Source organism: Arthrobacter sp. GCM10027362, from assembly GCF_042679445.1.
In the GTDB taxonomy this organism is placed as follows: domain Bacteria; phylum Actinomycetota; class Actinomycetes; order Actinomycetales; family Micrococcaceae; genus Crystallibacter.
In genome coordinates this window covers 1-5,418 of sequence record NZ_JBHTML010000231.1, presented here as the reverse complement: position 1 = coordinate 5,418, position 5,418 = coordinate 1, and the positions used below count along the sequence as shown (strand labels likewise).

Below are 5,418 nucleotides of genomic sequence, written 5' to 3'. Positions count from 1 at the left end.
GTCGGGCTGCGCCCCGCCGTTCCGGCCGCCGCGGTCGACCTCACGGCGGCCGGGCCGTTCCGGGTCTCCGGCCGCATCCGGTCCCTGCGCCACCACGGCGGCGTGCTCTTCATCGACCTCACCGACGCCGGCCGCACCGTCCAGGCGGTGATCGAGCGCAGCGACTTCGGGACGGAACGGTTCCGGCTGCTGACCAGGGCCCTGGACACCGGCGACCTCGTAGTCCTCACCGCCGTTCCCGGCCGGTCCCGGACCGGCTGCCCATCCCTGTTGGTGTCGGACCTGGAGATGGCCGCGAAGGCCCTGCACCCCGTGCCCTTCACCGGCCTGCAGGACCGTCGGACGCGGCTGCGCCGCCGGTCCACCGATCTGCTGGTCCACCCGGAGGGCCTGGACCTGCTCGCCCGGCGCTCGCGGATTCTCAGTGCGGTGTGCCGCCTCCTGGAGCGCGAGGGCTACCGCCAGGTCGAGACCCCCATGCTCAACACGGTCCACGGCGGGGCGGCCGCCCGTCCCTTCCGCACCTACAGCAACGCCTACGGCGTGGACCTCACCCTGCGCATCGCCCCCGAGCTCTACCTCAAGCGCCTGCTGGTGGGCGGGGCCGGGCCGATTTTCGAGATCGGCCGCAATTTCCGCAACGAGGGAGCGGACGCGACCCACAATCCCGAGTTCACCACGCTCGAGGCGTACCGTCCCTTCGCCGACTATACGGACATGAAGGAACTGACCGAGCGGCTGGTCAAGGCCGCGGCCGCCGAGGTGCACGGGGCGGCCGTGCTGCCGCTGCGCGCTGTCCATGGCCGCGCCGCGCCCCCGGTGCTGACCGACGTCTCCGCGCCCTGGCCCGTGGTGCCGGTTACGGAGGCGGTCTCCTGCGCCGTGGGACAACCGGTCTCGGCGGAGACCGACTTCGAGGAGCTGCTCCGGCTGGCCCGGCAGCACGGCGTGGCGGTCGGACCCGGGATGGGCCCGGGCGCCGTGCTGGAGGAACTCTACAGTGCGCTCGTGGAACCGGCCACGGTCCTGCCCACGTTCTACTGCGACTTCCCGGTGGAGACCACCCCGCTGGCCGCGCCCCACCGCCGCCGCCCCGGCCTCGTGGAGCGCTGGGACCTCGTGGCCGGCGGGATGGAGATCGGCACCGGCTACTCGGAGCTCACCGACCCGTTCGAACAGCGGCGCCGCCTGACCATGCAGTCGCTGAAGGCGGCTGCCGGGGACGTGGAAGCCATGGAAATCGACGAGGACTTCCTGTACGCGATGGAGACCGGCATGCCGCCTGCCGGCGGATTGGGCATCGGCATGGACCGGCTGGTGATGCTGCTGACCGGCAGCACCATCCGCGAGGTGCTCAGTTTCCCGTTCGTGCGGCCCGAGCCCCGTTCCTGAGCCTCTCCGCTTCCTGGCCGAACCCGGTCCGGCCGGCCAAAGCGTGGACCGAATGCCGCGGAAGCGGTGCTTGCCGCCGTTCCGCCGTGGTGGCAGGATGGCCGCAGCAATTCCGGCGGGCCGCTCCTTCAGCCAGCCGGACGGTCGCTCACCGGCAGCGGGGCAAAGGGGTTCACCATGCACTACCCAGCCGCATCCTCGGTCCCGGTGCCGGGACAGGAACCGGCCAAGACCACACCCAGGAAACGCGTCACCGCCGTGGACGCGGCCCGCTGCCTGGCCCTGATCGGCATGATGGGCATCCACGTGCTGCCTGAAACCCACGCCGGGGATGCGCCCTCCCTGACCTGGGTCCTGTTCGCCGGCCGGGCCTCCGCGCTGTTTGCCCTGCTGGCCGGGGTCTCGCTGGCATTCAGCGCCGGCGGGTCGCGCGGCCTGCAGGGACAACCGCTGAAGGCCGCCATGGCAGGGGTCGCCGCCCGCGCCGTCGTGATCATGGCCTTCGGGCTGGCACTGGCGTACGCCGGCCCGGGCGTGGAGATCATCCTGGCCTATTACGGCATGATGTTCCTGCTGGCCGTGCCCTTGCTGGGCCTGGCCCCGCGGGTGCTGGCCGTCCTGTCCCTATGCTTCGCCGTCGTGGGGCCGGTCCTGCTCCAGGCCCTGCGCGGGGTGCTGCCTGCCCCGGCCGAGGACAACCTCACCTTTGGCATACTCTTCAGCCACCCGCTCGCCACCGCCGGACAGCTGCTGTTCACCGGCTTCTACCCCGCCGTGCCGTGGATGGCCTACATGTGCGCCGGGCTGGCCCTTGGCAAGCTGGACCTGAGTTCGCGCCGGACCGCGGCGTGGCTGCTGGGTGCCGGCGCCTGTCTTGCCGCCGCCGCATGGGGGGTCTCCGGCCTGCTGCTGGTGACCCGCCTGGGCATGTCCCCGGGAACGGCTGCCGGGCTGCTGGCGGGCGGCCAGGATCCGCCGGTGCCGGAGGACTCCTGGTCATGGCTGGTGGCCGCCTCCCCGTACTCGTCCATGCCGCTGGAACTGCTGCACACCATCGGCACCGGCATGGTGGTCCTCGGCACCCTGATCCTGGCCGGCAAATACATCCACCAGGTCATCGACGCGCTGGCCCCGGCCGGCAGCATGACGCTGACCCTGTACTCGGGGCACCTGCTGTTCCTGGCCAGCGGCCTGCTGGGTACGCGCCCGTTCGAGTCCTTCGGGCTGCAGGTTGGCACCGCCCTGCTCTTCGGCGTCCTGTGGCGCAACCTGGTCGGACGCGGGCCGCTGGAGGCCGCAGTATCGGCCGTTTCCACCCGGGTCAGGAACGCGGTGGCCGGCAAGGAGGTCCTCCGCCGGGAGGAACTGGCCGCGAACAGCCCCGGCCCCGGACCGGCGAAGCCAACCGGACCCTAAGGCCCGGACGGCCCTGCGGCTACACGCCGTGGCGCAGGCGCTGCCTGCCGTACTCGTGCCAGGTGAGCAGGACGACGACGGCGTCGAAGATGGTCAGCGCGACCAGGCCTGCCGTGGGGGAGACCGCGATCTGGTAGAGCTGGTAGACGATAAAGGCCAGGAGCACGCCGATCATCCACGGATAGGCCCAAAGTTTGTTCATCAGCACCGCCACCACCAGCACCACCTTCACCACCCCGTGTGCCAGCAGGTAGAGGGCGGCGTAGATGGCAGCGCTGCCGGTCAGGGTGCCGGCAGCGTGCAGCAGGTGGGTGGCAATGAAGTCCCGTGGGTCTTCGGCAAGTTCGGGCTGCGCGAGCCGGAGGACGAAGCGGTGGATCCTGGCGGGGTCCACCAGGAACAGCAGCAGGCCGCCTGCCAGTTCGGCCGCGCCGTCCAGGCCCTTGAGGACAACGCCGGCGGCGAAGAACCGGTCCCACCAGTCCCGGGCCCGGAAAAACCCCGCGGTCTGTTCATTACGCCGCGGGCCGGTCCGGCGTCCCGGTCCGGATTCTTGCACCAGTCCATTGTCAGGGGCCACCGGCGGCAAGTCCACCCTCATGCCGGGGCCTTCCTCCGCCGGCCGAGACTGGGCTACAGTGACCCGATGCGGAGAACGGCACATTTCACCGTCAACACGCTGGCCCTCAGGCGCGGGGGCCTGGTCAAGGCCGTGCGCACCCGTGCCAACGCCCTGGCTGAAGCCGGAACGCTGGAGCAGGTCTGGCTGGAGGTGCTCGGCTTCCAGGCCAGGCTAGACGCCGACGTCGCGGCGCTCCGCCGGGGCGGCCACCTCCACCCCAAGGTGAAGGTGCGCAGCGTGCTGTACTCGCTCGACGGCAGCCCCCGGAACGAGACCCGGAAGCCGGTGCGGGCGCCCAGCGATCCGGACCTGACGGCGGTACCGGCCGATGCGTCGGGCCGCAATATCCGTTACTTCCGGGACGGAGTGCCCGAGATGGACATCAGGTTCGGGTGGGACGGCCTGGCGGCAGCCATTGACCGCTTCGACACGGCCGGCTTCCGGGTCCGCCGGGAGGAAATGGACGCCCACGGCAGGCTGATCAGGGTGCTGCACTACGGCCCCGAAGCCGCCACGCCCACGGTACAGCGCTACATCGGGCGCGACGGGAAGTGCTTCCTGACCGTCCGGCAGGACCGCGGCTCGAAGACCTGGGCGGAAAGCTATCTGTTCGGCGCCGGCGGCCCCCGGTTCTTTGCCGACACGGGCGGGCTTTACCAGTTTGCGCTCGAACGGCTGCTGGCCGCAGAGGAAGCACCGGCCATCTGCTCGGAGTTCAGGGACACCCTTGACAACCTCCCGAACCGGAACCTGGACGACGTCGTCGGTGCGCTCCGCCACCCGAACCTGCTCAAGGTTGCCGTCGCGCACAGCAACCACCTGGAGCGGCCGTACACGGCCGGCTCCGGCGTCAGCAGGAACTGGAACCGGCTGGTGCGGCAACTGGACGCCTGGGACGCGCTCGTGGTCTGGACCCAGGCGCAGCGCCGGGACTTCGTCCAGGACTTCGGCCACGCCGAGCTGCTGCAGGTGATTCCGCCGCCTGCGCCGAAGCAACGTCCGTCCGCGGCACGGACGGACCCCAACCGGCTGGTCCTGGTGGCCCGGACAGATCCGAAGAAGCGCCTGGACGAGGCGGTCCGGATCCTGAAGAAAGTGCTCGAAGGCAATCCGGAGGCGGTGCTGGAGATTTACGGGCTGGGATCCAAGAGCGCCGAGGAAGCCAGGATCCGTGACCTGATCGCCGAGCTCGGCGTCGGGGAGAGCGTGCGCTTCATGCCCTTCGCCGAGGATCCGGGGACCATCTACACCGGTGCCTGTGCCACCCTGTTCACTTCCGCTTCCGAGGGCTTCGGACTGATCCTGCTTGAAAGCATGTCCTGCGGTGTCCCGGTGGCTGCCTACGACTGCAACTACGGACCCCGGGAGGTGATCGTCGACGGCGAGAACGGGTACCTGGCACCGTTCGGGGACCAGGACACGCTCGCCGCCCGCATCCTGCAGCTCATGGGGGACCCGCGGCTGCGGGAACGGCTGGGCGAAGGCTGCCGTGCCACCCTGTCCGGATTCAGCGAAACCGCATTCGTGGACCGGTGGACCCAGGTGCTCTCCAAATCCCCGCGGGTGGGCCGGCAGTCGCTTACGGGGCCGGTCAGCGGCCGCGCCTACTGGGACGGCAGCACACTCGTCCTGCCCGCGGCGGACCAGGTGCCGGACGGTGCGGAGCTGCTCGTCCGCAAGCGCCGGGAGCAGGACGGCGTGCGGGTACCCATGAACGGAAGGGTGTGGCGGGTACCGTTTGTCCGGAGCGAACCGCTGGACATTTTCGACTTCTACCTCGCCGTCCCCGGAAGCCGCAAGGAGCTGCGCCTGGCCTTCGGCCAGCTGGAGGTAACCCAGCGGCCGCCGCTGCGGGTCTACGCCACGGAGAACGGCAACTTGTCGGTAAAGCACACCGGGGCCGTTCCCCTGATGCGCCGGCTGGGCAGTGTGCCGGCCGTCCGCAGGCTCCTGCGCACCCCGGCGGGCGGGGCCCTGCTGCGGGCGGG

The 5,418-nt window shown here is 70.6% G+C and carries 4 protein-coding genes; 3 read left to right on the top strand and 1 reads right to left on the bottom strand.

Annotated features, from left to right (window positions below; translation table 11 throughout):
- Positions 1-1,392, top strand: a 1,392-nt coding sequence (locus tag ACFQ36_RS20390) for a lysine--tRNA ligase (RefSeq protein ID WP_377016994.1), incomplete at its 5' end; no start/stop codon positions are given.
- A gap of 177 nt (positions 1,393-1,569) precedes the next feature.
- Positions 1,570-2,808 carry a heparan-alpha-glucosaminide N-acetyltransferase domain-containing protein gene (locus ACFQ36_RS20385; protein ID WP_377016992.1) on the top strand — a complete coding sequence of 413 codons (1,239 nt, stop codon included), beginning with the start codon at positions 1,570-1,572 and terminating at the stop codon, positions 2,806-2,808.
- Between the two features lie 19 nt (positions 2,809-2,827).
- On the opposite strand, the gene ACFQ36_RS20380 is transcribed toward ACFQ36_RS20385, so the two are convergent.
- Positions 2,828-3,367 carry a DUF2127 domain-containing protein gene (locus tag ACFQ36_RS20380; RefSeq protein WP_377016990.1) on the bottom strand — a complete coding sequence of 180 codons (540 nt, stop codon included), beginning with the start codon at positions 3,365-3,367 and terminating at the stop codon, positions 2,828-2,830.
- Between the two features lie 87 nt (positions 3,368-3,454).
- On the opposite strand from ACFQ36_RS20380, the gene ACFQ36_RS20375 reads away from it, so the two are divergent.
- Positions 3,455-5,418: glycosyltransferase (locus tag ACFQ36_RS20375; protein ID WP_377016988.1), on the top strand; the 1,964-nt coding region annotated here is incomplete at its 3' end.

Excerpts from the sequence above, each read along its gene's own strand:
- ACFQ36_RS20385 (WP_377016992.1), top strand. The coding sequence starts at position 1,570 with ATGCACTACCCAGCCGCATCCTCGGTCCCGGTGCCGGGACAGGAACCG.